Origin of the sequence: Bacillus sp. FCW2 (genome assembly GCF_021228595.1) — a bacterium.
Classification (GTDB): Bacteria; Bacillota; Bacilli; order Bacillales; family Bacillaceae; genus Bacillus; species Bacillus velezensis.
The window spans coordinates 1,876,233-1,900,854 of the sequence record NZ_CP089436.1 but is presented as its reverse complement, the minus strand read 5'-3'; the positions used below and the strand labels follow the sequence as shown (position 1 = coordinate 1,900,854).

The 24,622-nt window shown below is 45.6% G+C and carries 30 protein-coding genes; all 30 read left to right on the top strand.

What is annotated here, in order from left to right; translation table 11 throughout:
- Window positions 1-5: 5 nt before the first annotated feature.
- The 30 genes from fliJ (at window position 6) to K3G25_RS09555 (ending at window position 24,621) form a co-directional block, all read left to right on the top strand.
- On the top strand, window positions 6-449 hold the full coding sequence (gene fliJ / locus K3G25_RS09700; RefSeq protein WP_003154253.1) for a flagellar export protein FliJ: 444 nt from the start codon (window positions 6-8) through the stop codon (window positions 447-449).
- 11 nt (window positions 450-460) lie between these two features.
- Window positions 461-1,075 carry a MotE family protein gene (locus tag K3G25_RS09695; RefSeq protein WP_015388236.1) on the top strand — a complete coding sequence of 205 codons (615 nt, stop codon included), beginning with the start codon at window positions 461-463 and terminating at the stop codon, window positions 1,073-1,075.
- A 6-nt stretch (window positions 1,076-1,081) separates the two neighbouring features.
- The gene (locus tag K3G25_RS09690) at window positions 1,082-2,425 is read left to right on the top strand and encodes a flagellar hook-length control protein FliK (RefSeq protein ID WP_072177004.1); all 1,344 of its coding nucleotides are present in this window, start codon (window positions 1,082-1,084) and stop codon (window positions 2,423-2,425) included.
- A complete protein-coding gene (gene flgD / locus K3G25_RS09685; RefSeq protein WP_029973465.1) occupies window positions 2,426-2,866 on the top strand; it encodes a flagellar hook assembly protein FlgD in 441 nt (146 codons plus the stop codon).
- 24 nt (window positions 2,867-2,890) lie between these two features.
- Window positions 2,891-3,667, top strand: a complete 777-nt coding sequence (gene flgG / locus K3G25_RS09680) for a flagellar basal body rod protein FlgG (protein WP_007409783.1) — start codon at window positions 2,891-2,893, stop codon at window positions 3,665-3,667.
- A 39-nt stretch (window positions 3,668-3,706) separates the two neighbouring features.
- Window positions 3,707-3,922 (top strand): swarming motility protein SwrD, encoded by a 216-nt coding sequence (locus tag K3G25_RS09675; RefSeq protein ID WP_003154243.1) that lies wholly within the window; start codon window positions 3,707-3,709, stop codon window positions 3,920-3,922.
- Window positions 3,919-4,338 (top strand): flagellar basal body-associated protein FliL, encoded by a 420-nt coding sequence (fliL, locus tag K3G25_RS09670; protein ID WP_021493686.1) that lies wholly within the window; start codon window positions 3,919-3,921, stop codon window positions 4,336-4,338. The genes K3G25_RS09675 and fliL overlap by 4 nt, the downstream gene beginning before the upstream one ends.
- 33 nt (window positions 4,339-4,371) lie before the next feature.
- Window positions 4,372-5,370, top strand: coding sequence for a flagellar motor switch protein FliM (gene fliM, locus K3G25_RS09665; RefSeq protein ID WP_003154240.1), 999 nt, complete (start codon window positions 4,372-4,374; stop codon window positions 5,368-5,370).
- Window positions 5,360-6,496, top strand: a complete 1,137-nt coding sequence (gene fliY / locus K3G25_RS09660) for a flagellar motor switch phosphatase FliY (protein ID WP_014417774.1) — start codon at window positions 5,360-5,362, stop codon at window positions 6,494-6,496. The genes fliM and fliY overlap by 11 nt, the downstream gene beginning before the upstream one ends.
- Window positions 6,497-6,522: 26 nt before the next feature.
- Window positions 6,523-6,885 carry a chemotaxis protein CheY gene (gene cheY / locus K3G25_RS09655; protein WP_003154238.1) on the top strand — a complete coding sequence of 121 codons (363 nt, stop codon included), beginning with the start codon at window positions 6,523-6,525 and terminating at the stop codon, window positions 6,883-6,885.
- Window positions 6,886-6,899: 14 nt separating this feature from the next.
- Window positions 6,900-7,553, top strand: a complete 654-nt coding sequence (fliZ, locus tag K3G25_RS09650) for a flagella biosynthesis regulatory protein FliZ (RefSeq protein ID WP_003154237.1) — start codon at window positions 6,900-6,902, stop codon at window positions 7,551-7,553.
- The gene (gene fliP / locus K3G25_RS09645; protein WP_007409786.1) at window positions 7,546-8,211 is read left to right on the top strand and encodes a flagellar type III secretion system pore protein FliP; all 666 of its coding nucleotides are present in this window, start codon (window positions 7,546-7,548) and stop codon (window positions 8,209-8,211) included. Before fliZ ends, fliP begins: the two co-directional genes overlap by 8 nt.
- Before the next feature lie 14 nt (window positions 8,212-8,225).
- Complete coding sequence (fliQ, locus tag K3G25_RS09640) at window positions 8,226-8,495, top strand: flagellar biosynthesis protein FliQ (RefSeq protein ID WP_003154234.1); 270 nt, start codon at window positions 8,226-8,228, stop codon at window positions 8,493-8,495.
- Between the two features lie 6 nt (window positions 8,496-8,501).
- Window positions 8,502-9,281: a flagellar biosynthetic protein FliR gene (fliR, locus tag K3G25_RS09635; protein WP_014417775.1), complete on the top strand. Its 780-nt coding sequence runs from the start codon at window positions 8,502-8,504 to the stop codon at window positions 9,279-9,281.
- Window positions 9,281-10,360 (top strand): flagellar biosynthesis protein FlhB, encoded by a 1,080-nt coding sequence (gene flhB, locus K3G25_RS09630; RefSeq protein ID WP_014417776.1) that lies wholly within the window; start codon window positions 9,281-9,283, stop codon window positions 10,358-10,360. Before fliR ends, flhB begins: the two co-directional genes overlap by 1 nt.
- 33 nt (window positions 10,361-10,393) lie before the next feature.
- A complete protein-coding gene (flhA, locus tag K3G25_RS09625; RefSeq protein ID WP_014417777.1) occupies window positions 10,394-12,427 on the top strand; it encodes a flagellar biosynthesis protein FlhA in 2,034 nt (677 codons plus the stop codon).
- Window positions 12,427-13,518, top strand: a complete 1,092-nt coding sequence (gene flhF, locus K3G25_RS09620; RefSeq protein WP_021493683.1) for a flagellar biosynthesis GTPase FlhF — start codon at window positions 12,427-12,429, stop codon at window positions 13,516-13,518. Before flhA ends, flhF begins: the two co-directional genes overlap by 1 nt.
- The gene (locus K3G25_RS09615) at window positions 13,515-14,408 is read left to right on the top strand and encodes a MinD/ParA family protein (protein WP_014417779.1); all 894 of its coding nucleotides are present in this window, start codon (window positions 13,515-13,517) and stop codon (window positions 14,406-14,408) included. The genes flhF and K3G25_RS09615 overlap by 4 nt, the downstream gene beginning before the upstream one ends.
- Entirely contained in the window at window positions 14,405-15,472 is a 1,068-nt protein-coding gene (locus K3G25_RS09610) for a protein-glutamate methylesterase/protein-glutamine glutaminase (RefSeq protein ID WP_007409791.1), read from the top strand. Before K3G25_RS09615 ends, K3G25_RS09610 begins: the two co-directional genes overlap by 4 nt.
- 5 nt (window positions 15,473-15,477) lie before the next feature.
- Window positions 15,478-17,496, top strand: a complete 2,019-nt coding sequence (gene cheA / locus K3G25_RS09605) for a chemotaxis protein CheA (protein WP_029973461.1) — start codon at window positions 15,478-15,480, stop codon at window positions 17,494-17,496.
- 22 nt (window positions 17,497-17,518) lie between these two features.
- Window positions 17,519-17,992 (top strand): chemotaxis protein CheW, encoded by a 474-nt coding sequence (gene cheW / locus K3G25_RS09600; RefSeq protein ID WP_003154225.1) that lies wholly within the window; start codon window positions 17,519-17,521, stop codon window positions 17,990-17,992.
- 15 nt (window positions 17,993-18,007) lie between these two features.
- The gene (gene cheC / locus K3G25_RS09595; RefSeq protein WP_014417781.1) at window positions 18,008-18,637 is read left to right on the top strand and encodes a CheY-P phosphatase CheC; all 630 of its coding nucleotides are present in this window, start codon (window positions 18,008-18,010) and stop codon (window positions 18,635-18,637) included.
- The gene (gene cheD / locus K3G25_RS09590) at window positions 18,634-19,134 is read left to right on the top strand and encodes a chemoreceptor glutamine deamidase CheD (protein ID WP_003154219.1); all 501 of its coding nucleotides are present in this window, start codon (window positions 18,634-18,636) and stop codon (window positions 19,132-19,134) included. The genes cheC and cheD overlap by 4 nt, the downstream gene beginning before the upstream one ends.
- Window positions 19,135-19,160: 26 nt before the next feature.
- On the top strand, window positions 19,161-19,925 hold the full coding sequence (sigD, locus tag K3G25_RS09585; protein WP_003154217.1) for an RNA polymerase sigma-28 factor SigD: 765 nt from the start codon (window positions 19,161-19,163) through the stop codon (window positions 19,923-19,925).
- Between the two features lie 27 nt (window positions 19,926-19,952).
- Window positions 19,953-20,420, top strand: coding sequence for a DUF6115 domain-containing protein (locus K3G25_RS09580; protein WP_014417782.1), 468 nt, complete (start codon window positions 19,953-19,955; stop codon window positions 20,418-20,420).
- A 143-nt stretch (window positions 20,421-20,563) separates the two neighbouring features.
- Window positions 20,564-21,304, top strand: a complete 741-nt coding sequence (gene rpsB, locus K3G25_RS09575) for a 30S ribosomal protein S2 (RefSeq protein WP_003154215.1) — start codon at window positions 20,564-20,566, stop codon at window positions 21,302-21,304.
- A 99-nt stretch (window positions 21,305-21,403) separates the two neighbouring features.
- A complete protein-coding gene (tsf, locus tag K3G25_RS09570; protein ID WP_007409794.1) occupies window positions 21,404-22,285 on the top strand; it encodes a translation elongation factor Ts in 882 nt (293 codons plus the stop codon).
- Window positions 22,286-22,430: 145 nt separating this feature from the next.
- Window positions 22,431-23,153, top strand: coding sequence for a UMP kinase (pyrH, locus tag K3G25_RS09565; protein ID WP_003154213.1), 723 nt, complete (start codon window positions 22,431-22,433; stop codon window positions 23,151-23,153).
- Between the two features lie 2 nt (window positions 23,154-23,155).
- On the top strand, window positions 23,156-23,713 hold the full coding sequence (gene frr, locus K3G25_RS09560; protein WP_003154212.1) for a ribosome recycling factor: 558 nt from the start codon (window positions 23,156-23,158) through the stop codon (window positions 23,711-23,713).
- 125 nt (window positions 23,714-23,838) lie between these two features.
- Entirely contained in the window at window positions 23,839-24,621 is a 783-nt protein-coding gene (locus K3G25_RS09555) for an undecaprenyl pyrophosphate synthase (protein WP_014417783.1), read from the top strand.
- The last annotated feature ends 1 nt before the right edge of the window (window position 24,622 follow it).

Below are 24,622 nucleotides of genomic sequence, written 5' to 3'. Positions count from 1 at the left end.
ACATCGTGGCATACCAATTCAGATTTCAAAAGCTGCTGGAATTAAAAGAAAATGAAAAAGACCAAACATTGACTGAATACAGACAATCGGTTTCTGAATTTGAGACAGTGGCTGAAAAACTATATGAAAATATGAGCAAAAAAGAATTGCTCGAAAAAGACAAAGAATCAAAGCTGAAATGCGGGATGAGCGTTCAGGAAATGAGACATTATCAGCAATTCGTTTCCAATCTTGAGAACACCATCTATCATTATCAAAAGCTTGTCATCATGAAACGAAATGAAATGAATGAGAAGCAGGAACAGCTTACCGAAAAAAACATTGAAGTAAAGAAATTTGAAAAAATGCGGGAAAAACAATTTAATATGTTCGCACTTGAAGACAAAGCTGCAGAGATGAGGGAAATGGACGACATTTCAATCAAGCAGTTTATGATTCAGGGGCATTAGGAGCGAATGAAATGGCCGATAAAGAAAAGAGATCTGGAAAGTTCGGTTCAATCCTGCTTTTTATCATGATCCCGCTGATTTTTCTGATCATCGTCGCAAGCATCATCCTTTGGGCTGCCGGCGTTGATGTGATGAAGCCGATTCAGGAAACAGCCGCTAAAACGCCTGTTTTAAAAGAATTGGTTCCCGAAACGAAAGAAATGAAAAGTGCGGCGGAAAAGCAGAAGGAAGACAGAACGGCTTCTCTTGAAAAGACCATAAAGGAACAAAAAAGTGAAATTAACATTTTGAATAAAGATTTAGACACAAGCAAGTCCGAAATCGATAATCTGAATCAGAAAATCCGTTCACTGAAACAGGAAGCTGAACAGCAGCAGAAAACGAAGACGGATGAAACGAAAAAAGACGCTTCGGATTCAGCCGGAAAAGATAAAATGATCAACATCTATAAAAGTATGGACAGCGGTAAAGCGGCAAGCATTATCGTAAAGCTGAAAGAAAAAGAAGCCCTCGATATTTTAAACGGATTAAGTAAAAAGCAGCTTGCTGAAATCTTGACGAAAATGACTCCTGAACAAGCGGCTAAATATACAGAAAAACTATCCGCTGACGGAAATAAGGAGTGATGTAAGTTGAAGCTGCTTGAATTAACGGGTAATCGTACGCAGACTGCGCAAAACAGCAATGTGAAGATGAATGTAAACAGCTTAGGTCTATTTCAGAACTGGCTCCTATCGGAAATCACTTCTCCCCGGCAGCCCGGAGATGAAACAAAAACAAGTGACGCTGAGCTGAATGATGCCCTATCGAAAATCGGTGATTGGCTGAAAGCCGGCCCGGAAGATAAAGAATTGCAGCTAAAACAGCTGCTTGAGGCGGTAAAAGCTCTTGAAGGAAAGCAGACGGCTGAAACAGCTCTTCCTTTATTGAAACAGCTTGCCGAATCTGTTGAAGACATGTTAGCGGGAAAACAGCATGGGGGGAAGCCTGAAACGGATGAGCCGGATTCTTCCGCAAAAGACGGGGATTCCGTCAAGGATGCGCTTGAGAAGGGGCTGCTGTTCATTCAAGAAGCCGTATCCCAGCTCTTCACATCTCAGCAGGAACTGCCTGACAGCGCGCAGGCAAAGGCGGTTTACCAGGAAGGCGCCCGTTTATTAGAGGCATTGAAAAAACAAGGCGTTCCGGACCGCGTGATTCAAGACCTGCGGCAGACATTTTTTCCGAAAAACGAATCGGCATCTAAACTTTACTCCATGACAGCCGCTGAGCTGAAGAGCTTTCAAAGCGTCGCGGAGCAGCTTGCGGGCCTTTCTCAAAAGGGAACAAAGGATTGGGATATGGCTGAAACTGAGCTGAAAGCTTTTGTGTTATCTCAATCATCTGAATCATCCCAAGAGTCAGCCGGGAAAACAGAACAGCAAAACGGCGGCACGGTTTCTCACGCAAAGGCGCCTGACAGCAAATTGTCTGCACATATACTGTTTTCGGGAACGAGAAGCCTTGCCGGCATTCAGCAAACGTCCGCAGGAGCTGAACAGCAGCCGGCAGAAAATAAACCGTTAACGGATCAGGTCATCAGCGGCTGGAAACAGATGAAATACACGCCTTTCGGGAAAACAACCGGAAGCTTTACGATTCGTCTTAATCCCGAGAACCTCGGATTTGTCACAATTAAGGTGACAAACGAAAACGGGATGTTTCAAAGCAAAATAATCGCATCCAGCCAGTCTGCGAAAGAGCTGCTGGAACAGCATCTTCCTCAGCTGAAACAGTCGCTTCCGAATATGTCGGTCCAAGTCGACCGTTTTACAGTCCCGCTTCAAAGCGGGGATCAGCAGCCTGTTTACGGACAGACGGCCGATCACAATAAACAGCAGCATCAGGGACAGAGAGAGCAGAAGAACCAGCAGCAGTCAGGCGATTTCGGAGATATGCTGGAGGAGCTTTCTCTCAATGAAATGGAGGAAGAATAGTTGACATCAGTAAACTCGGATTATGCCGCGGCGGGCGCTTCAGCCACTTCAAGCGCGAAGAGCACCTCCGCAGTAAACAGCAGCACGAATTTAGGGAAAGACGAATTCCTGAAGATCTTAATGACACAGGTTCAAAACCAGGACCCGCTCAATCCGGTTGATGACAAAGAATTCATCAGCCAGATGGCGACATTTTCTTCATTGGAGCAAATGATGAATATGAATACGACGATGACTAAATTTGTAGAAAATCAAGATCCGTTTACGATGTATGTGAACTGGATCGGCAAAAATGTTACATTCAGCGACAGCGACGGGAAGGATCAGACAAGCCCGGTCAATTCAGTCAAGCATTCAAACGGCAATTACGTGCTCGTGCTTGAAAATGGCAAAGAGGTCAGTCCGTGGAATGTCACGGCCGTCAGCGAAACATCTAAATAAAAAGAAACCCAGGGGGAATTTAACATGTTACGTTCATTATATTCCGGTATCAGCGGCATGAAAAACTTTCAGACAAAACTAGATGTAATCGGCAATAACATCGCCAACGTCAACACAGTGGGATTTAAGAAAAGCCGCGTTACATTTAAAGATATGATCAGCCAGACAGTCGCCGGCGGTTCAAACGTGACCAATTCAAAACAAATCGGCTTGGGTGCCGCGACTTCTTCCATTGATGTCGTTCATTCAACCGGCGCCCCGCAGGCTACACAGAATAAAACCGACCTAGCCATTGACGGAGACGGCTACTTTCAGATTAATACAGGTGCGGGAATTGTTTACACACGTGCGGGGAATTTCGGAAAGGACAATCAAGGGAACCTTGTTACGACTGACGGGTACTACCTTGAAAAAATCGGCGGCGGCAAAATCAATATTCCGACTGATGCGAAAGATTACAGCATCGGTGCAGACGGAACCGTTACATACACTGATGCAGGGGATGAGGTTCATGATGCCGGACAAATCGGTCTGGTCACGTTCCCTAACAGCGCCGGTCTGGAAAAAATCGGAGGCAACCTTTACAGAGAATCATTAAGTTCAGGAGCTGCGAGCGCAGTCACCACGCCGGGCGAAAACGGAACGGGTAAGCTTTTGGCAGGCTATCTTGAAATGTCAAACGTAGATCTGACAGATGAATTTACCGAAATGATCGTTGCTCAGCGGGGTTTCCAATCAAACTCAAAAATCATTACGACTTCAGATGAAATCCTTCAGGAGCTGGTTAATCTGAAACGGTAAGGAGGGAGGAGAGGCGGTTAAGCCGCTTCTCCGGATTGCATGATTCAAGTCACCCGTTTAAACGGCCAGCCTTTTACGCTGAACGCGCTGTTTATCGAACAGATTGAGTGCTTCCCCGACACGACGATTACACTGTCCAACGGCAAAAAGTTCGTAGTGAAAGAACCGGAAGAAGCAGTTCTCAAAAAAGTCATATCGTTTTACCATAGCATACAAATATTTTCACTGGATCAGGGAATAGAGGAAGAAGAATGAAGAAAAAATTAGTCATCATTTTGCTGATTATTTTAATTGTCATCGCCGGCCTCGGAACGGCAGCATATTTTGTCGTCAGCGGAAATTCCGTCAAAGATAAAAAGCCGACAATTGACGAAGTCGTTGCAGCCACTGTGTCTGTCGACGATATTACGACAAACTTAAAGTCTGACAGCATCATCCGTATCGGCATCAAGCTTGAAACCGACTCGGCTAAAGCGAAGGAAGAACTTGAAAAACGCGATTTTCAGGTGAAAGACAACATCATTTCCATTTTAGCCGACACAAGCGCCGGAGAGATTGAGGGAGATAAAGGAAGAGAAGCGTTTAAACAATCATTAAAAGAGAAAGTAAACAGCTATCTCCAAGAAGGAAAAGTTCAGAAAGTGTACATTACCTCCTTTAATCTGCAATAAAAACAAATTTGACAGAATACGGAGGTGAAGAAAATGTCAGGAGAAGTTCTCTCCCAAAATGAAATAGACGCACTGCTTTCCGCCATTTCCACGGGTGAGGCGGATGCGGAAGAGCTGAAAAAGGAAGTAAAAGAGAAAAAAGTAAAGGTATATGATTTTAAACGGGCTCTCAGATTCTCGAAAGATCAGATACGCAGTTTAACCCGGATACATGATAACTTTGCGAGGCTTCTCACAACACACTTTTCCGCCAAGCTCAGAACGTATATTCATATATCCGTCAGCTCAGTTGATCAGGTGCCGTATGAAGAATTTATCCGTTCCATACCGAACATGACGATTTTAAATTTATTCGATGTTCATCCGATGGAAGGCAGAATCATGATGGAGGTTAATCCCACCATCGCATACGCAATGCTTGACCGCGTCATGGGAGGCATCGGCATCACTCATAACAAAGCTGACAGCCTTACGGAAATTGAAACGAATATTATTTCTAACTTATTTGAAAATGCACTGGGCAACTACAAAGAAGCGTGGCAATCGATTGCTGATATTGACCCTGAAATGACTGAATTTGAAGTGAATCCTCAGTTTGTACAGATGGTTTCCCCAAATGAAACAGTCGTTGTCATTTCTCTCAATACGCAGATAGGTGAAATCAGCGGTGTCATTAATCTTTGTATTCCCCATGTCGTACTTGAGCCGATTATCCCTAAGCTTTCCGTACATTATTGGATGCAATCAGACCGGAATGAAGCGAAGCCCGAAGAAACGAAGTTGCTTGAAAAGCGCATCATGACGGCTCAAATTCCCGTTGTGGCTCTCTTGGGCGCTTCTGAACTGACAATAGAAGAATTTTTAAGTTTGGAAGTCGGGGACTGTATAACTCTGGACAAATCAGTGACTGATCCTCTTACTGTATTGGTCGGAAACAAACCGAAGTTTTTAGGGCAGGCCGGCCGGGTGAATCGAAGACAGGCAGTGCAAATTTTAGATCACGACATAAGAGGTGAACAAGATGAACAATAGATTATCTCAAGATGAAATCGATGCTCTTCTTAACGGCACAAGCAGTCAATCAGAGGATACAGAACAGCCTCAAGAGGCGAACTTGTCTGAACTTGAGCGCGATGCGATCGGAGAAATCGGGAATATTTCGTTCGGCAGCTCGGCTACGGCGCTGTCCACTCTTTTAAATCAAAAAGTGGACATTACGACGCCGAGTGTGACCGTCATTTCAAAAAGCAAAATCAGTGATGAATTTCCTCATCCGTATGTTGCCATTGAAGTGAACTACACAGAAGGCTTTGACGGCAGCAATTTGCTCGTCGTCGAACAAAGCGACGCGGCCATCATCGCGGATTTGATGATCGGCGGGGACGGCCTGGGCGCCGATCCGTCACTCGGTGAAATCCACCTGAGCGCCGTTCAGGAAGCAATGAATCAAATGATGGGCTCGGCTGCGACGTCAATGTCGACCGTGTTCAGTAAAAAGATTGACATTTCTCCGCCAAGGGTTGAACTTCTGGATGTGACGGAAGAAAAAGGGACCGACAGAATACCTGAGGATGACCTGCTCGTAAAAGTGTCATTCCGTCTGAAAGTCGGCGAATTAATCGATTCGAGCATCATGCAGCTTTATCCGATTACGTTTGCGAAAGATCTGATCGCAGAACTGATGACTGCAGACCAGCATGAGTCAGAGGCCGCAGAAACCGTATCAGAACCACAGGAAACATACGAAACGCCGCAGCCGGAACCTGCCATGCAGCCGGAGCCGCAGGCAAAACCCGAGCTTCCGAAGAGACAGGGAACCGCCAAAAAAGCTGCTCCTGTTCAAGTCGCTCCGGTGGAATTCCAGGCGTTTGATCATAACGAAGCGGCGCAAGGATCAAGGAATAACCTTGATATGCTGATGGATATTCCGCTTTCCGTTACGGTTGAGCTCGGCAGAACGAAGAGAAGCGTCAAAGAAATCCTTGAACTTTCTGCGGGAAGCATTATTGAGCTTGACAAGCTGGCTGGTGAACCTGTTGACATCCTGGTCAACCAGCGGATCGTGGCAAAAGGCGAGGTCGTCGTCATAGAAGAAAACTTCGGCGTGAGAGTCACTGATATTTTAAGTCAGGCAGACCGCCTTAACAATTTAAAATAAGCGAACATAGAGGAGAGAAACAGATTATGGCACACAGAATTTTAATTGTAGACGATGCAGCATTTATGAGAATGATGATCAAAGATATTTTAGTGAAGAACGGTTTTGACGTTGTAGCTGAAGCTTCAGACGGAGCGCAGGCGGTCGAAAAATTCAAAGAGCATTCCCCCGACCTTGTGACAATGGATATTACAATGCCTGAAATGGACGGGATTACAGCTCTAAAGGAAATTAAACAAATCGATCCGCAGGCGAAAATCATCATGTGTTCGGCTATGGGCCAGCAGTCAATGGTTATTGACGCGATTCAAGCCGGCGCAAAAGACTTTATCGTGAAACCGTTCCAAGCGGACCGCGTGCTCGAAGCCATTAATAAAACATTAAGCTAAAGGGTGTACGACTGTTGAAAAAGAGTCATGGTTTACTAGCTTTGATTTGTTGTTTCGTTTTACTCAATGTACATCCGTTCCCTGCTTTTGCGGCGGAGTCTGACAATTCCACCGTCAACGAATGGTTTGACAAACAATCAACAAACAAAACAGAGAAAAAAAGCGATACATCGAAACAAACGGCTGATCAAGAGATAGGGGATGCTTCTGCATCTTCTGTCTCCGCTTTTGATTTTGTAAAGATGATTGGGGCGTTATTATTCGTCATTCTGCTGATCTATGGATTTGTCAAACTGATGAATAGAAGAAACCGTCTGCTGAAGCCGTTTCAATATGTAGAAAATATCGGCGGAACGTCAGTCGGCCAAAACCGTTCCGTGCAGCTGATTAAAGTGGGAAACAGCGTTCTCGTAGTCGGTGTGGGCGAAACGATACAGCTTTTAAAAGAAATTGAAGATGAAAAAGAGCGCGAGGCGATTCTGAGCCAATACGAAGAGTCGATGTCTTCAAAAGTGGAATGGACCAAGCTCGTAAATCCGCGTAAGGATGGAGAAAAAAAGCCGCAAACGATGCTTCCGTCGTTTTCAAAAGCGCTGAAAGAACAGTTGAACGAGCTGAAACAAAGCCGTTCTGAAGGAAAGAAGAAAGGCCCTTATCATCATGAATGAATTTATTAATCTTTTTAATTCAAGCAGTCCGACCGAAGTCAGCTCCACTGTTAAATTACTGCTGCTTTTGACTGTCTTTTCAGTGGCGCCGGGGATTCTGATTTTGATGACCTGCTTTACGAGAATCGTCATCGTCCTGTCTTTTGTGAGAACCTCACTGGCGACGCAGAACATGCCTCCCAACCAGGTTTTAATCGGCCTTGCGCTGTTCTTGACGTTTTTTATTATGGCGCCGACTTTTTCAGAGATTAATAAGGAAGCCTTAACGCCGCTGATGGACAACAAAATCAGTCTCGATGAAGCATATACAAAAGCCGAGAAGCCGATTAAAGAGTATATGAGCAAGCATACAAGGCAGAAGGATCTGGCGCTGTTTATGAACTATGCCAAGATGAAAAAACCTGAATCGATTCAGGATATTCCTTTGACGACGATGGTGCCCGCTTATGCGATATCAGAACTCAAAACCGCTTTTCAAATGGGCTTTATGATTTTTATTCCGTTTTTAATTATCGATATGGTCGTGGCGAGCGTCTTAATGTCAATGGGAATGATGATGCTTCCGCCGGTTATGATCTCTCTGCCCTTTAAAATATTGCTTTTCGTTTTGGTCGATGGATGGTATTTAATCGTGAAATCTTTGCTTGACAGCTTTTAGGGTAGGTGCTAATTGTGAGTTCAGAATTTGTAATTTCCATGGCGGAAAAAGCCGTATATGTAACACTAATGATCAGTGGGCCGCTGCTTGCGATCGCGCTGATCGTCGGTTTGCTCGTCAGTATCTTTCAAGCGACAACTCAAATACAGGAACAGACGCTTGCGTTCATTCCGAAAATCGTGGCGGTGATGCTTGGACTGATCTTTTTCGGTCCTTGGATGCTGTCGACGATTCTTTCGTTCACAACTGATCTGTTTTCTCATCTGAACCGATTTGCAGGGTAGAATCAAATGAATTCCATCATTGATTTATTTCCCGCTTTTTTATTGGTCTTTATCAGAATCTCTGCTTTTTTTGTAACGGTGCCGGTGTTCGGACATCGGAATCTGCCGGCGGTTCACCGAATCGGCTTTGCTTTTTTTCTTTCGGTGATCTGCTTCAGCACGCTGAAACATGCGCCGGAAATAGAAATAGGGGAACAGTATATGCTGCTTGTCATAAAAGAGGCCGTTGTGGGCTTGAGCCTCGGGCTGATCGCTTTCATGATGATGACAGCCATTCAGATAGCAGGTTCCTTTATTGATTTTCAGATGGGCTTTTCCATCGCCAATGTCATTGATCCGCAATCAGGAACGCAAAGCCCGCTGATCGGACAATTCGTTTATACGCTTGCGCTGTTATTTATGCTCAGCGTAAACGCCCATTATCTTTTATTGGACGGGATTTATTACAGCTTTCAGTATATCCCGCTTGACCAGGCATTTCCGTCGTTTGGAAATGATCAGTTTGGACTTTTTATCGCAAAAAGCTTCAATGCCATGTTTATTATCGCTTTTCAAATGTCTGCGCCGGTTGTGGCCAGTCTGTTTTTAGTTGATTTGGCGCTCGGTATTGTAGCGAGAACGGTGCCGCAGCTGAATGTTTTCGTTGTCGGGCTTCCTCTGAAAATAGCCGTGAGCTTTATTATGCTGATCGTTTGTATGTCGGTGATGTTTGTCGTCGTCCGCAACATCTTCAGCCTTACCGTTGAAACCATGCGGAATCTATTGGCATTGGTCGGTGTGACATGATGAGACTCAGACTGAATCTGCAATTCTTTGCCGGTGAAAAAACGGAGAAAGCCACTCCGAAAAAACGGAAGGATACAAGAAAGAAAGGACAGGTCGCGAAAAGTACGGATGTGAATACAGCCGTTTCTTTACTGATTATCTTTCTTTCGCTGATCGCGCTCGGTCCTTATATGCGGGACAGGCTGCTGTCCTTTATTAAAACGTTTTATACGAAATCGATAACATTACACCTGTCAGCATCTGCCGTGCATGAACTGTTCGTGGATACGGTGAAAGATATCAGCCTCATCCTCGCGCCGATTATGCTGGTCGCGCTTGTGGCAGGTGTCGTGAGCAATTACATGCAGGTGGGTTTTCTGTTTTCTGCGGAAGTCCTCAAGCCTGACTTGAATAAGCTCAGCCCGCTGAAAGGATTTAAGCGGATTTACAGCATGAGGGCGATTGTTGAACTGGTCAAATCCATTTTGAAGATTACTGTGGTCGGTTTTGCCGCCTTTATGGTGCTCTGGCTTCATTATGGCGATATTCTTCGCCTTCCGCTTTTAACGCCTGCGGAAGTGCTCACTTTCGTTTCTAAGCTCACGCTTTGGATGGGGCTTGCGGGATCAGGGGCTTTAATGCTGCTGGCCGGGCTTGATTATTTATATCAGCGTTTTGACTATGAGAAAAATATCAGAATGTCAAAGCAGGATATAAAAGATGAATACAAAAAATCGGAGGGTGATCCGATAATCAAGTCCAAAATTAAGCAGAAGCAGCGGGAAATGGCGATGAGGCGGATGATGCAGGAAGTGCCGAAAGCGGATGTCATCATTACCAACCCGACCCATTATGCGATAGCTTTAAAATATGATGAAAAGAAAATGGACGCCCCTTACATTGTTGCCAAAGGGGTCGACCATCTCGCATTAAAAATCAGGCAGATCGCCAAAGAACATGATGTCATGACGATTGAAAACAGGCCGCTCGCGCGTGCGTTATATGATCAGGTTGACATTGACCAGGCTGTGCCGGAAGAGTTTTTCAAAGTCATTGCGGAAATTTTGGCTTATGTATATAAAACGAAACAAAAAGTATAGTGAATTTCAAATTCAAAAGGAGAGAAAAACAGCATGTCAACAAGAGATTTATCGGTTTTAATAAGTGTTGTCCTCATTGTGGCAATGCTGGTGATTCCATTCCCTCCATGGTTGTTAAGTATTTTGATCATCATTAATATCTCTCTTGCGTTGATCGTGCTTCTCACCACAATGAATATGCAAGAACCGCTGCAATTCTCGATATTCCCGTCATTGCTGCTGTTATTGACGCTGTTTCGGCTTTCGCTCAATGTGTCGACGACACGTTCGATTCTTTCTCACGGAGAAGGAGGAAAGGTTGTTGAGACATTCGGGAATTTCGTTGTCGGCGGAAATGTGCTGGTAGGGCTTGTTGTCTTCATTATCTTGATTATTATTCAGTTTATCGTCATTACAAAAGGCGCCGAGCGGGTATCGGAAGTGGCGGCGAGATTTACGCTCGATGCGATGCCCGGAAAGCAAATGAGTATTGACGCGGATTTAAATGCCGGCATGATTACGGAGCAGGATGCAAAGCACAGACGTGAAAAAGTCGCCCGGGAAGCCGATTTTTACGGCGCCATGGACGGTGCGAGCAAATTCGTCAAAGGAGATGCCATCGCGGGTATCATCATCGTGATGATCAATATTATTTTCGGAATCGTAATCGGCATGCTGCAGCAGGGGATGAGCATACAAGAAGCTGCGTCTCACTTTACAATGCTGACGGTCGGTGACGGTATCGTTTCTCAAATGCCGGCTTTGCTCATCTCAACGGCTACGGGGATTGTCGTGACGAGAGCGGCATCTGAAGGAAACCTCGGTCATGATATTACAGGCCAGCTGTTTGCTTATCCGAAGCTCTTGTATGTAGCCGCGGGAACTGTACTTTTGCTCGGTCTTCTTACACCGATCGGCATTCTGCTGACGGGACCGATCGCCGGTCTGCTTGCATTCGGCGCTTACATGCTGTCCAAAACGGATAAGCCGAGCGAAGAAGAGGAAGAAATTCTTGAAGAAGAGGCTCAGGCGGATGAACTGAAAAGCCCGGAAAGCGTCGTGCAGCTTTTACATATTGATCCGATTGAATTTGAGTTCGGATACGGACTCGTGCCGCTTGCAGACGCGGGGCAGGGCGGTGATCTTCTTGACCGCATCGTCATGATCAGACGTCAGCTTGCGCTTGAATTGGGACTTGTCATTCCGGTTGTGCGCATCAGGGATAACATCGCGCTCCAGCCGAATGAATACAGATTGAAAATTAAAGGCAATGAAGTCGCTAAAGGAGAGCTCCTGCTAGATCATTACTTAGCGATGTCACCGACGCCTGAAGATGACGTCATTGAAGGAATTGAAACGATTGAACCGTCGTTCGGACTTCCTGCAAAATGGATCAGCGAAGCTGCGAAAGATGAAGCAGACATGCTGGGGTATACAGTTGTTGATCCGGCGTCAGTCGTATCTACGCATATTACAGAAAAAATTAAGCAGCATGCCCATGAACTGGTCGGCAGACAGGAAACAAAGCAGCTGATCGATCATCTGAAGGAAAATTATCCTGTGCTTGTTGAGGAAGTCACGCCAAACCCTCTTTCTGTCGGCGATATTCAAAAGGTGCTTGCCAAATTGCTGAGAGAAAAAGTGTCAATCAGAAACTTGGTGACCATTTTTGAAACTCTTGCCGATTACGGAAGATTAACGACAGATTCAGATCTTTTGACAGAATACGCGAGACAGTCGCTTGCCAAACAAATCACGGCACAATATGCGAGAGAGCATGAAACGCTGAAGGTCATCACATGCTCAGGCCGGGTGGAAAAAGCGATTGCAGACGGGGTACAGCAGACTGAACAGGGCAATTACCTGTCACTCGACCCTGAGGTTTCAGACAGCATCATCCGTTCTGTCGCTAAAGAGGCCGAGCAGCTTTCCATCCGTCAGGAGTCAGCGATTCTTCTTTGCTCGCCTGCTGTCAGAATGTATGTTAAACAGCTGTTAGAACGGTATTTCCCTGATCTTCCGGTTCTTTCTTATAATGAGCTGGAAGCAAATGTTGAAGTACAGAGCATTGGAGTGGTGGATATTTAATGAAAATAAAAAAATTTACAGCCGCTTCAATGCAGGATGCCGCGAAGCAAATCAAAAAGGAACTCGGCAATGATGCCGTTATTTTACATTCCAAACAAGTAAAGAAACGAAAATGGCTGGGGCTGCGGTCGCAGCAGGCCGTTGAAGTGATAGCGGTTTTAGATCGTGACGTCAGGGAAGCGAGAAAAACGCCGCCGGCTGCCGCTGAAGAAATGAAAAAGACGGAAACGGCGGAGAAAGCTGAGCCTGTTCAGCCGCCGCGTCTTCCGGATCAAAGTATTTCCGGCGAACTGGCGCATTATAAAGAAGTGCTCCCTGAACCATTAAAAAAAGCCGAGAGACTATTGAAGCAAGCTGGGCTTCCTGATCATACGCAAAACGCCGTACTCAGTGAATTGCTCCGTTCTTCAATTGTTTCCGGAGATTTAACTGAAGATAATGTCAGCTCAAAACTGCAGGATTTGTTAGTGAAAAAACTCCCTTCGGAAGACAAGTGGCAGGAAGGGATTCAATCAAAATACGTCGTGCTTTTCGGTTCAACCGGGGCCGGCAAAACGACTACACTTGCGAAACTCGCGGCCTCATCAATGCTGACAGAGCATAAAAAAATTGCCTTTATGACGACGGATACTTACCGGATTGCCGCGGTCGAGCAGCTGAAGACATATGCGGAGCTGCTTCAGGCTCCTCTTGAAGTATGCTATTCAAAGGAAGAATGTCTGAAGGCACTGGAAAAATTCGCTGAATATGACCATGTTTTCATTGATACAGCCGGTAGAAACTTTAAAGAAGAGCAGTATATTACGGAATTACAAGAGATGATTCCGTTTGAATCAGGCTTACAATCCTTTCTCGTATTATCAGCATCTGCAAAATATGAAGATATGAAACAGGTGCTGAAACGTTTTTCCGGTGTGCCGGTCAATCAATTCATTTTCACGAAAACGGATGAAACCGCCTCACTCGGCTCCGTGTTTCAAGTGCTGTCGGAATCAAGAATCGGCGCCGCCTATTTGACAAATGGACAGGATGTGCCTGAGGACATCCTATCGGCTTCACCAAAAGAGTTTGTAAGGATGCTTTTGACATGAAACCCGATCAGGCAGAGTCATTAAGAAGGAAAATGAGAGAGCGGCAAATGATCAAGCCGGAGCTTTATGAGAAAAAAGCGAAGACATTAGCTGTCATCAGCGGTAAAGGCGGCGTCGGAAAATCTAATTTAACATTAAACATGGCAGTTGCCCTGCAGGAAAAAGGAAAAAAAGCACTCATCATTGATCTTGACATCGGAATGGGCAACATTGATGTGCTGATCGGCGCTGCTTCTTCCCGCACCATTATTGATGTGATGGAGAATCGGCACGCATTGGCGCAATCACTGTCCTCCGGTCCGAAAGGCCTTCGGTACATATCCGGAGGAACGGGGCTTGAGGCGATCTATCAAGCTGACGGAGAGAAGTGGGCGGCTTTTATGAATGGTCTTTCCGCTGTATTAAGCGATTTTGATTACGTTCTGTTTGATATGGGAGCGGGACTTTCAAACGAACAGCTGCCGTTTATTTTATCGGCGGAAGACATTCTCGCCGTGACAACGCCTGAGCCGACGGCCATTATGGATGCCTACAGCGCGATCAAACATCTTTTGCTCGCGGATGAACGGCTGACCGTAAACATTGCCGTCAATCGCGCCCGCTCCCAAAAACAGGCGCTGGACACGTACAACCGCCTTTCTCATGCGATTCACACGTTTTTAGGCGCGGAAGTGCGTTTCGCCGGCTCCATACCCGATGACCCGCTAGTAAGTCAAGCCGTCATTGACCAGGTGCCTTTTTTAATAAAAAGTCCTCAAGCAAAAGCCAGCAGGTCCGTCCGTCTTCTGACGGATGTCTTGTTTCAAACGGAAGAAAACAAACCAAGAGAAGAGAAACCGGCATTTATTGAGAGATTATCTTCTTTTTTATTGAGGAGGACTTTACAGTGATTCGTGTGCTTGTCGTTGATGACTCAGCTTTTATGAGAAAGATGATTACCGATTTTCTGGCTGCGGAAGTGCAGATAGAAGTCATCGGGACAGCCAGAAACGGGGAAGAGGCGCTGAAGAAAATAGAGCTTCTCAAACCGGATGTTGTCACGCTTGATATTGAAATGCCGGTCATGAACGGAACGGATACATTGCGGAAGATCATCAGCATATATAAACTTCCCGTAATCATGGTATCGAGCCAGACACAACAAGGGAAGGACCGAACGATCAACTGCCTGGAAATGGGCGCTTTTGATTTTATCACCAAGCCTTCCGGAGCGATTTCACTTGATCTTTATAAAATTAAAGAGCAGCTGATTGAGAGGGTGATTGCAGCCGGGCTGTCCCGCGCACAAAAACCTGAGGCGGCAGTGAAAGAGTCTTCTATCCCGGAACGTCCGGCTTTAGCGGGATTTGAAAGACCGAAAGCAAAATCCGCCAAGCAGGCCGTATTCATCGCGACCTCTACAGGCGGACCGCGGGCTCTGCAAAAGGTGATTCCGAAACTGCCGAAGGATTTAAAGGCGCCTGTATTTGTCGTTCAGCACATGCCTGAAGGCTTCACCGCTTCACTTGCAGACAGACTCAACCATTTGTCAGATATTCAGGTCAAAGAAGCGGAAAACGGTGAAGAAGCGAAAGACGGATGGGTGTACATCGCGCCCGGCGGAAAAAATATGACGGTTGCAGAGGAAGGCGGAAGGCTCCGCATCATTCTTGACGTTCATGATACGGAAAGCCGGCATAAACCGTCAGCCGATTATTTGTTTCGGTCGGCAAGCCGCTTATCCGATTACGAAAAGGTAGCCGTCATTATGACCGGCATGGGCAGCGACGGAACCGAAGGCGTAAAAGAAATGCTCAGAACAGGCGGCGTTAAAACGATTGCGGAATCGGACGAATCCTGTGTTGTGTTCGGAATGCCGAAGTCAGCGATAAAGGCGGGCCTCATTCATGAGATTAAACATGTGGAAGATATCGCGGCATCCATCACCGGATGTGTGAAAAAAGAGAGGGTGTGAATCAATTGGATATGAATCAATATTTAGATGTCTTTATTGATGAAAGTAAAGAGCACTTACAGACATGTAACGAAAAGCTGCTGCTGTTGGAAAAAGATCCGGCAGACCTTCAGCTTGTGCATGACATCTTCAGAGCTGCCCATACGCTGAAAGGCATGAGCGCAACGATGGGATATACAGATCTGGCGCATTTAACCCACCTGATGGAAAATGTGCTGGACGCCATCCGCAACGGAGAAATGCCCGTTACATCAGATTGGCTGGATGTGCTGTTTGAAGCGCTTGATCATCTTGAAGAGATGGTGCAGTCCATTATTGACGGAGGAGACGGCAAACGTGATATTTCTGAAGTGAGTGCGAAGCTCGACGTAAATGCGGTGCATGAGACTGCGGCTTCAGCCGAAACAGCAGAACCGCCGGCTTCAAAACAACAGGCTTCAGCTGAATGGAATTATGATGAGTTCGAACGGACTGTTATTGAAGAGGCGGAAGAGCAAGGATTCAGCCGCTATGAAATAACGGTTTCCCTGAATGAAAGCTGCATGCTCAAAGCCGTGCGGGTGTACATGATTTTTGAAAAGCTGAATGAAGCCGGAGAAGTCGCAAAAACGATACCTGCCGCGGAAGTGCTTGAGACGGAAGATTTCGGAACGGATTTTCAGGTGTGTTTCTTGACAAAGCAGCCTGCTGAAGAAATTAAAGAACTCATCAGCGGCATTTCAGAAGTGGAGAATGTCGAAATTTCTGCCGGTGCGCCGTTAAAAACGGCCGAAAAACCGCAAGCGGCTGAACAGGTGAAGGAAGCTCCGGTTAAAAAGGCTGAGAAACAGCCAAAGCCGCAAGCGAAAACGGAAGAACAGCCGAAGCATCACAGCGGCTCGAAAACGATTCGCGTCAACATTGAAAGACTGGATTCTTCAATGAACCTTTTTGAAGAACTTGTCATTGACCGCGGACGTCTTGAGCAGATCGCCAAGGAGCTTGACCACAATGAGCTGACTGAAACCGTTGAACGCCTGACCAGAATCTCGGGCGACCTTCAGTCTATTATTCTTAATATGCGGATGGTGCCGGTAGAAACCGTCTTTAACCGTTTCCCGAGAATGATCCGCCAGCTTCAAAAGGAATTAAACAAGAAAATCGAATTGTCCATCATCGGAGCTGAAACGGAGCTGGACCGTACGGTGATTGATGAAATCGGTGATCCGCTTGTCCATTTAATCAGAAACAGCATCGATCACGGCATTGAATCGCCTGAAGTGCGGGTGAATAAAGGAAAATCAGAATCAGGTCATGTCGTGCTTAAGGCATATCACAGCGGCAATCACGTCTTTATTGAGGTTGAAGATGACGGGGCCGGCTTGAACAGAAAGAAAATTCTTGAAAAAGCGCTCGAACGGAGTGTAATCACCGAACGTGATGCTGAAACGCTTGAAGATAATGAGATTTACGAGCTTATTTTTGCTCCGGGCTTCTCGACTGCCGATCAAATTTCTGACATTTCAGGGAGGGGCGTCGGTCTGGATGTTGTGAAAAATAAACTCGAATCACTCGGCGGCTCTGTCAGTGTCAAATCCGCGGAAGGCCAAGGTTCTCTTTTCAGTATCCAGCTTCCGCTGACACTTTCAATTATATCTGTTCTTCTCATTAAACTGGAAGAAGAGACGTTTGCGATACCGATTTCTTCTATTATAGAGACGGCTGTTATTGATAAGAAAGATATCCTGCAGACGCATGACAGAGAAGTGATTGATTTCAGAGGCCAAATCGTTCCGATCGTCTATCTGAAAAAAGAATTCGGCATTACGGATTCAAAACAGGATGCCGATCAGTTCCATGTAATCGTCGTGAAAAAGGGCGATAAATCCACTGCTTTTGTCGTGGACTCTTTTATCGGACAGCAGGAAGTCGTACTGAAATCACTCGGCGACTATTTGACGAACGTCTTTGCGATTTCCGGCGCTACGATTCTCGGAAACGGAGAAGTGGCGCTGATTATTGATTGTAATGCGCTGATCTACTAAAACGACACGAGGAGGTGCCCGAATGACTGCTGAAATCAAAACAGGTGAAAAAATGATTGTGTTTATGATAAACGGGAAAGAATACGCTATCTCAGTTTCCCAGGTGAAATCAATTGAAAAGTGGCAAAAACCGACGAGGGTCCCGGGTGTGGAATCTTATATCCGCGGCGTTATCAATCTGCGCGGAGTGATTACCCCGGTTCTTGATTTAAGAAAACGTCTGAACCAGCCTGAACAGGACATCACAGAAGAGACTCGGATTATCATCATTTCTTACCGTGACGCTGATGTCGGATGGGTCGTGGATGAGGCCAATGACGTCATCACCGTGCATGAAAATGAAATCGAATCCGCGCCTGAAAGCCAGACAAAGGAAACGGATGTGTGGATTAAACAGATCGTTAAGCAAGATAACAGGCTCCTCAATATTATCGATGCGCATGCGGTGCTGGATAAAGGTGCTTCGGCATCTGCGTCCGGAGAGCCTAATGCTTAAAGGGGAAAAGACAACATGAGTAAGTTTGAAGCGATCAAAGAAGAGCAGATGGATATTTTGCGGGAAGTCGGAAATATCGGGGCGGGTCACTCGGCTTCTGCAATGGCTCAGCTGCTGAACAGAAAGATAGACATGGAAGTGCCGTTTGCGACTTTATTGACATTTGATGAGCTCGCTGATTTTTTCGGCGGGGCTGAAACGCCGGTCGCCAGTATCTTTTTAAGAATGGAAGGCGACATGACCGGCTCTATCTTTCTCATCATGCCTTTTGATCAGGCGGAACAGTTTATCAGAGAGCTGATCGGAAATCCGGATTTTGATATTGACCAGCTGGGCGAAGATCATTTGAGTTCTTCTGCTTTACATGAGTTCGGCAATATTTTAGCAGGTTCCTATTTAACGGCATTGGCTGATTTGACAAAGCTTGAGATTTACCCGAGCGTGCCGGAAATCTCACTTGATATGTTCGGCGCGGTTATCAGTGAAGGGCTGATGGAGCTCAGCCAAGTCGGAGAGCATGCCATTGTCGTGGATACTTCTATTTTTGACCAGGGCAGCCGGCAGGAGCTCAAAGCCCACATGTTTATGCTCCCGGACTATGATTCTTTTGAAAAGCTCTTCGTCTCATTGGGTGCGGCTTTATGAGCCGTGCGGAAGCCGCAGTCGTTAAAGTGGGGATTGCGGATGTTCAAGTCGCGCGTTACCCGGATAAAATCCGGACCTCGGGACTCGGTTCATGCGTGGGGCTGGTTTTATACGATAAAGACAAACAAACGGCAGGACTCGTTCACGTCATGCTGCCGGACTCCGGTTTATCAAAAACGGCGGAGCTCAACCGTGCAAAATACGCGGACACCGCCGTTAAGATGACGATTGATATGCTTTTGAAAGCCGGCTGCCGCAAGTTTGCCCTGAAGGCAAAACTCGCCGGGGGAGCGGAGATGTTTAAGTTTAAAATGACAAATGACCTGATGAAAATCGGTCCGAGGAATGTAGCGGCCATCAAAGAGCAGCTTTCATTGTATAACATTCCGGTCATCAGTGAAGATACGGGCGGCTCAAGCGGCCGGACGATTGAATTTGAGCCAAAGTCCTGCATGCTGCACATTCGAACTGTTAAACAAGGTGAAACAACGATTTAATAAAGGTATGAGGTAGGGGGATAACAATGCAATCCTTGAATTATGAAGATCAGGTGCTTTGGTCGCGCTGGAAAGAGTGGAAAGATCCTAAAGCCGGTGATGATTTAATGCGCCGTTACATGCCGCTGGTCACATATCATGTCGGCAGAATTTCCGTCGGACTGCCGAAATCGGTGCATAAAGACGATCTAATGAGCCTTGGTATGCTTGGTTTATATGATGCCCTAGAAAAATTTGACCCCGGCCGGGATTTAAAATTTGATACCTATGCCTCGTTTAGAATTCGCGGTGCAATCATCGACGGGCTGCGTAAAGAAGATTGGCTGCCCAGAACTTCACGGGAGAAGACAAAAAAAGTCGAAGCGGCGATCGAAAAACTTGAACAGCGCTACCTTCGGAATGTGACGCCTTCAGAGATCGCAGAAGAGCTGGGGATGACGGAGCAGGACGTAGTATCAACGATGAATGAAGGGTTTTTTGCCAATCTCTTATCAATTGATGAAAAGCTTCACGACCAGGATGACGGTGAGAATATTCAAGTGATGATCAGAGATGACAAAAATGTGCCGCCGGAAGAAAAAATCATGAAGGACGAGCTGATCGCTCAGCTTGCGGGCAAAATTCATGAGCTCTCTGAAAAAGAGCAGCTTGTCGTCAGTTTATTCTATAAAGAAGAACTGACTTTGACCGAAATCGGACAAGTCCTGAACCTTTCGACGTCGCGGATTTCACAGATTCATTCAAAGGCGCTGTTCAAATTAAAGCACCTGCTTGAAAAAGTAATTCAATAATGAACTCATGGTTAGCGAGTGAAAAACATGTCAACACTATTATGGCTTTTAAGCTTTGTGCTTCACGGCGTACTGCTTTATGCCGTCATTATTCTGTACACGAGGTTTTCAGCCCTCAAGGAGACGGAGCGCCAGCAGAAGAAGATTCTTGAAGAGACGGAAAACACCCTTGCAGCGTTTCTGCTTGAGCTGAAAGAAGAAAATGAAAGACTCGAAGACGCAAAAAGCCGTCAAGCGCCGGACGCAGAAGACGCCGAACCCCGGCCGGAACCGAAAGAAGAGCCTGATATTCCGGACCACATGGAAAAGCTCATCAGTGCAACGGAACGGGCTGAAAGTGACGAAAACAGCGGCGCGCATTCGTTTGAAGAACGTGTTTCAGAATTATATGAACAAGGGCTCACCCCCGCGGAAATTGCCAAACGGATGCAGAGCGGAAAGACAGAAATCGAGCTGTTTTTAAAATTTCGCGGCAAAGCTGTAAAGGATTCTTGATTGTCGCATAAAGCTGTGTTATATTATTTCTTGGTGTTAAATACACACGCTTAACGATTTATGCAGAGGGTGCTGCAAACGGCAGTTCTGCACAAAAATGACCTAAGCGGAGGAAAAAAACCATTTTATTAGGAGGAAATCACATGTCAGTTATTTCTATGAAACAATTGCTTGAAGCTGGTGTTCACTTCGGCCACCAAACACGCCGCTGGAACCCAAAAATGAAGCGTTACATTTTCACGGAGCGTAACGGAATCTACATCATTGACCTTCAAAAAACAGTGAAAAAAGTAGAGGAAGCTTACAACTTCACGAAAAACCTTGCTGCTGAAGGCGGAAAAATCCTTTTCGTCGGCACAAAAAAACAAGCTCAGGATTCTGTTAAAGAAGAAGCTGTACGCTCTGGCATGTACTATGTCAACCAACGCTGGTTGGGCGGTACACTGACAAACTTCGAAACAATCCAAAAACGCATTAAGCGTCTGAAAGACATCGAGAAAATGCAAGAAAACGGTACATTTGAAGTACTTCCGAAAAAAGAAGTTGTTCAATTGAAAAAAGAATTAGAGCGTCTTGAAAAATTCCTCGGCGGAATTAAAGACATGAAGGATCTTCCTGATGCATTATTCATCATCGATCCTCGCAAAGAGCGCATCGCTGTTGCGGAAGCTCGTAAATTGAACATTCCTATCATCGGAATCGTAGATACAAACTGTGATCCTGATGAAATTGATGTCGTAATCCCTGCAAACGATGACGCAATCCGCGCTGTCAAACTTCTTACTTCTAAAATGGCAGATGCTATTCTTGAAGCGAAGCAAGGCGAAGAAGAAGCGGAAGCTGCTGAAGAGACTGCACCTGAAACAGAAACGACAACTGCGTAACCTAATCAAAAGGTGATAGAAGGGACTGCCTTTTATCACCTTTTTTCAAGAAAAATGTATCTATACATATCTTGTTTACACATATAAGGAGGAATTCAAATGGCTATTACTGCACAGCAGGTAAAAGAACTGCGTCAAAAAACAGGCGCTGGTATGATGGACTGTAAAAAAGCATTGACTGAAACTGACGGAGATATGGACAAAGCAATCGACCTTCTGAGAGAAAAAGGAATTGCGAAAGCGGCTAAAAAAGCTGACCGTATCGCTGCTGAAGGTTCTACTCTTATTAAAACTGACGGCAACAAAGGCGTTATCTTAGAAGTAAACTCTGAAACTGATTTCGTTGCGAAAAACGAAGGCTTCAAAGAGCTTCTGAACACGCTTGCTGACCACCTTCTTGCAAACGCTCCTGCTGATCTTGAAGAAGCAATGGGTCAAAAGATGGAAAACGGTTCTACTGTTGAAGAATACATCACAAGCAACGTTGCTAAAATCGGAGAGAAAATCACTCTTCGCCGTTTTGCTGTTATTACAAAAGAAGACAGCGAAGCGTTCGGTGCTTACCTTCACATGGGAGGCCGCATCGGCGTTTTATCCGTTCTTAGCGGAACAACTGACGAAGATCTTGCAAAAGACATCGCGATGCATGTTGCAGCGGTAAATCCTCGTTACATTTCCCGCGACCAAGTGTCTGAAGAAGAAGCAAACCATGAGCGTCAGATCCTGACTCAGCAAGCTCTTCAAGAAGGCAAACCGGAAAACATCGTAGCTAAAATGGTTGAAGGCCGTCTGAACAAATTCTTCGAAGAAATTTGCTTATTAGACCAAGCTTTCGTTAAAAACCCAGACGAAAAAGTGAAACAAGTTGTGGCTGCGAAAAACGCATCTGTTAAAACTTACGTCCGCTACGAAGTTGGAGAAGGTATTGAAAAACGCCAAGAAAACTTTGCTGAAGAAGTTATGAACCAAGTGAAAAAATAATGGCGGAAAGCCTTGGCGAATCTTTCGCGGCTTTTCAGGCAGTATAGGGGACACTACTTGTGTTCCCTATTTTTAAAACTATATTTACAAACCTTTTTTTCTCTTGCATAATAGGAAACGGCAATGTTTACACTTGGAGGTTATTATGGAAAAACCAAAATACAATCGTATCGTTTTAAAGCTTAGCGGAGAAGCATTGGCAGGAGAGCAGGGAAACGGCATTAATCCGACTGTCATCCAGTCCATCGCTAAACAGGTAAAAGAAATCGCTGAGCTTGACGTCGAAGTGGCCGTAGTCGTAGGCGGCGGCAACTTATGGCGCGGAAAAACAGGCAGTGACTTAGGAATGGACCGCGCGACGGCCGATTATATGGGCATGCTTGCTACTGTCATGAACTCACTTGCCCTGCAGGACAGCCTGGAAACGCTCGGAATTCAGTCCAGAGTGCAGACATCAATTGAAATGCGTCAGGTCGCTGAGCCTTACATCAGAAGAAAAGCCATCCGGCACCTGGAGAAAAAACGCGTTGTTATTTTTGCCGCGGGAACAGGAAATCCTTATTTCTCTACGGACACAACCGCAGCGCTGCGTGCCGCTGAAATAGAAGCGGATGTGATTTTAATGGCGAAAAATAATGTCGACGGTGTGTATAATGCTGATCCGAGAAAAGATGAGTCAGCCGTTAAATACGAAAAATTATCTTATCTCGATGTGTTAAAAGACGGGCTGGAAGTCATGGATTCTACGGCTTCTTCATTATGTATGGATAATGATATTCCGCTGATCGTCTTTTCTATTATGGAAGAAGGAAATATTAAGCGTGCCGTAATCGGCGAATCAATCGGAACGATCGTAAGGGGGAAATAACGTTGTCAAACGAAGTATTAACACAAACAAAAGAACGCATGGAAAAAGCGGTTGCCGCTTATTCACGCGAATTGGCGTCAGTCCGCGCAGGACGTGCCAACCCATCTCTATTGGATAAAGTGACAGTAGAATACTACGGTGCCCAAACACCTTTAAACCAGCTGTCTTCCATCAATGTGCCTGAAGCGCGTATGCTTGTTGTCACACCGTATGACAAAACGGCAATCGGCGATATTGAAAAAGCGATTCTGAAAGCTGATCTTGGGGTAACTCCGACAAGTGACGGCACCATTATCCGCATCGCGATCCCGGCTTTGACGGAAGAAAGACGTAAAGAACTTGTCAAAGTCGTGAAAAAGTACGCGGAAGAAGCGAAAGTAGCAGTCCGTAATGTCCGCCGTGACAGCAACGATGACCTCAAAAAACTTGAGAAAAACGGAGACATTACAGAAGACGAGCTTCGTGCTTCCAGTGAAGACGTTCAAAAGCTGACAGATGAATATGTGTCAAAAATTGACAGCGTCACAAAGGACAAAGAAAAAGAAATCATGGAAGTTTAATGAAAAACTATGTACAATAGATAATGTGAAAAGACCCTCTCATGTTTACAGGGGGTTTTTTTGTTAATACTGTTGATTACATTGATCATCAGCAACGCAACCTTTTTGGGTGACGGAGGAATCTCATGCTCAACATACTCAAAAATTGGAAGAATCAGCAGAATGCGGCTTCCAACTTAGAACGGTATACAAAAGAAGACATACTGAAGGGTGAAATTCCCGCACACATTGCTATTATTATGGACGGAAACGGACGCTGGGCGAAGAAGCGCTCACTCCCTCGGATTGCCGGACATCATGAAGGAATGAAAGTGGTAAAAAGGGTGACAAAGCTCGCAAGTCAGCTCGGCGTTAAAGTTCTGACTCTTTATGCGTTTTCAACGGAGAACTGGAAGCGCCCGAAGATGGAAGTCGACTTTTTGATGAAGCTTCCGGAAGAGTTCCTGAATACGTATCTTCCTGAATTGATAGAGGAAAATGTACAGGTGAAAATTATCGGAGATGAATCCGCGCTCCCTTCTCATACGTACAGGGCGATTGAGAAAGCCGTAAAAGATACAGAACAAAATGACGGGATGATTCTCAATTTCGCTTTGAACTACGGCGGACGCACGGAAATCGTCAATGCGGCAAAAGCACTGGCCGAACAGGTGAAAAGCGGCACGCTGAATATCGAAGACATTGATGAAGCGCTCTTTTCCGGGCATTTAATGACGGAATCAATCCAGGACCCGGAGCTGCTCATCAGAACGAGCGGAGAAATCAGATTGAGCAACTTTATGCTTTGGCAGGTGGCTTACAGTGAATTTGTTTTTACAGATGTCCTGTGGCCCGATTTTAAAGAAGATCACTTTCTGCAGGCAGTGGGAGAATTTCAGCAGCGGGGCCGGAGGTTTGGCGGAATTTAGA

What these genes read in the sequence shown, in the direction of transcription:
- K3G25_RS09695 (WP_015388236.1), top strand. Translation starts at nt 461, where the DNA reads ATGGCCGATAAAGAAAAGAGATCTGGAAAGTTCGGTTCAATCCTGCTT.
- flgG (WP_007409783.1), top strand. Translation starts at nt 2,891, where the DNA reads ATGTTACGTTCATTATATTCCGGTATCAGCGGCATGAAAAACTTTCAG.
- K3G25_RS09675 (WP_003154243.1), top strand. Translation starts at nt 3,707, where the DNA reads ATGATTCAAGTCACCCGTTTAAACGGCCAGCCTTTTACGCTGAACGCG.
- fliL (WP_021493686.1), top strand. Translation starts at nt 3,919, where the DNA reads ATGAAGAAAAAATTAGTCATCATTTTGCTGATTATTTTAATTGTCATC.
- fliM (WP_003154240.1), top strand. Translation starts at nt 4,372, where the DNA reads ATGTCAGGAGAAGTTCTCTCCCAAAATGAAATAGACGCACTGCTTTCC.
- fliY (WP_014417774.1), top strand. Translation starts at nt 5,360, where the DNA reads ATGAACAATAGATTATCTCAAGATGAAATCGATGCTCTTCTTAACGGC.
- cheY (WP_003154238.1), top strand. Translation starts at nt 6,523, where the DNA reads ATGGCACACAGAATTTTAATTGTAGACGATGCAGCATTTATGAGAATG.
- fliP (WP_007409786.1), top strand. Translation starts at nt 7,546, where the DNA reads ATGAATGAATTTATTAATCTTTTTAATTCAAGCAGTCCGACCGAAGTC.
- fliR (WP_014417775.1), top strand. Translation starts at nt 8,502, where the DNA reads ATGAATTCCATCATTGATTTATTTCCCGCTTTTTTATTGGTCTTTATC.
- flhB (WP_014417776.1), top strand. Translation starts at nt 9,281, where the DNA reads ATGAGACTCAGACTGAATCTGCAATTCTTTGCCGGTGAAAAAACGGAG.
- flhA (WP_014417777.1), top strand. Translation starts at nt 10,394, where the DNA reads ATGTCAACAAGAGATTTATCGGTTTTAATAAGTGTTGTCCTCATTGTG.
- flhF (WP_021493683.1), top strand. Translation starts at nt 12,427, where the DNA reads ATGAAAATAAAAAAATTTACAGCCGCTTCAATGCAGGATGCCGCGAAG.
- K3G25_RS09615 (WP_014417779.1), top strand. Translation starts at nt 13,515, where the DNA reads ATGAAACCCGATCAGGCAGAGTCATTAAGAAGGAAAATGAGAGAGCGG.
- cheW (WP_003154225.1), top strand. Translation starts at nt 17,519, where the DNA reads ATGACTGCTGAAATCAAAACAGGTGAAAAAATGATTGTGTTTATGATA.
- cheC (WP_014417781.1), top strand. Translation starts at nt 18,008, where the DNA reads ATGAGTAAGTTTGAAGCGATCAAAGAAGAGCAGATGGATATTTTGCGG.
- cheD (WP_003154219.1), top strand. Translation starts at nt 18,634, where the DNA reads ATGAGCCGTGCGGAAGCCGCAGTCGTTAAAGTGGGGATTGCGGATGTT.
- sigD (WP_003154217.1), top strand. Translation starts at nt 19,161, where the DNA reads ATGCAATCCTTGAATTATGAAGATCAGGTGCTTTGGTCGCGCTGGAAA.
- K3G25_RS09580 (WP_014417782.1), top strand. Translation starts at nt 19,953, where the DNA reads ATGTCAACACTATTATGGCTTTTAAGCTTTGTGCTTCACGGCGTACTG.
- rpsB (WP_003154215.1), top strand. Translation starts at nt 20,564, where the DNA reads ATGTCAGTTATTTCTATGAAACAATTGCTTGAAGCTGGTGTTCACTTC.
- tsf (WP_007409794.1), top strand. Translation starts at nt 21,404, where the DNA reads ATGGCTATTACTGCACAGCAGGTAAAAGAACTGCGTCAAAAAACAGGC.
- pyrH (WP_003154213.1), top strand. Translation starts at nt 22,431, where the DNA reads ATGGAAAAACCAAAATACAATCGTATCGTTTTAAAGCTTAGCGGAGAA.
- K3G25_RS09555 (WP_014417783.1), top strand. Translation starts at nt 23,839, where the DNA reads ATGCTCAACATACTCAAAAATTGGAAGAATCAGCAGAATGCGGCTTCC.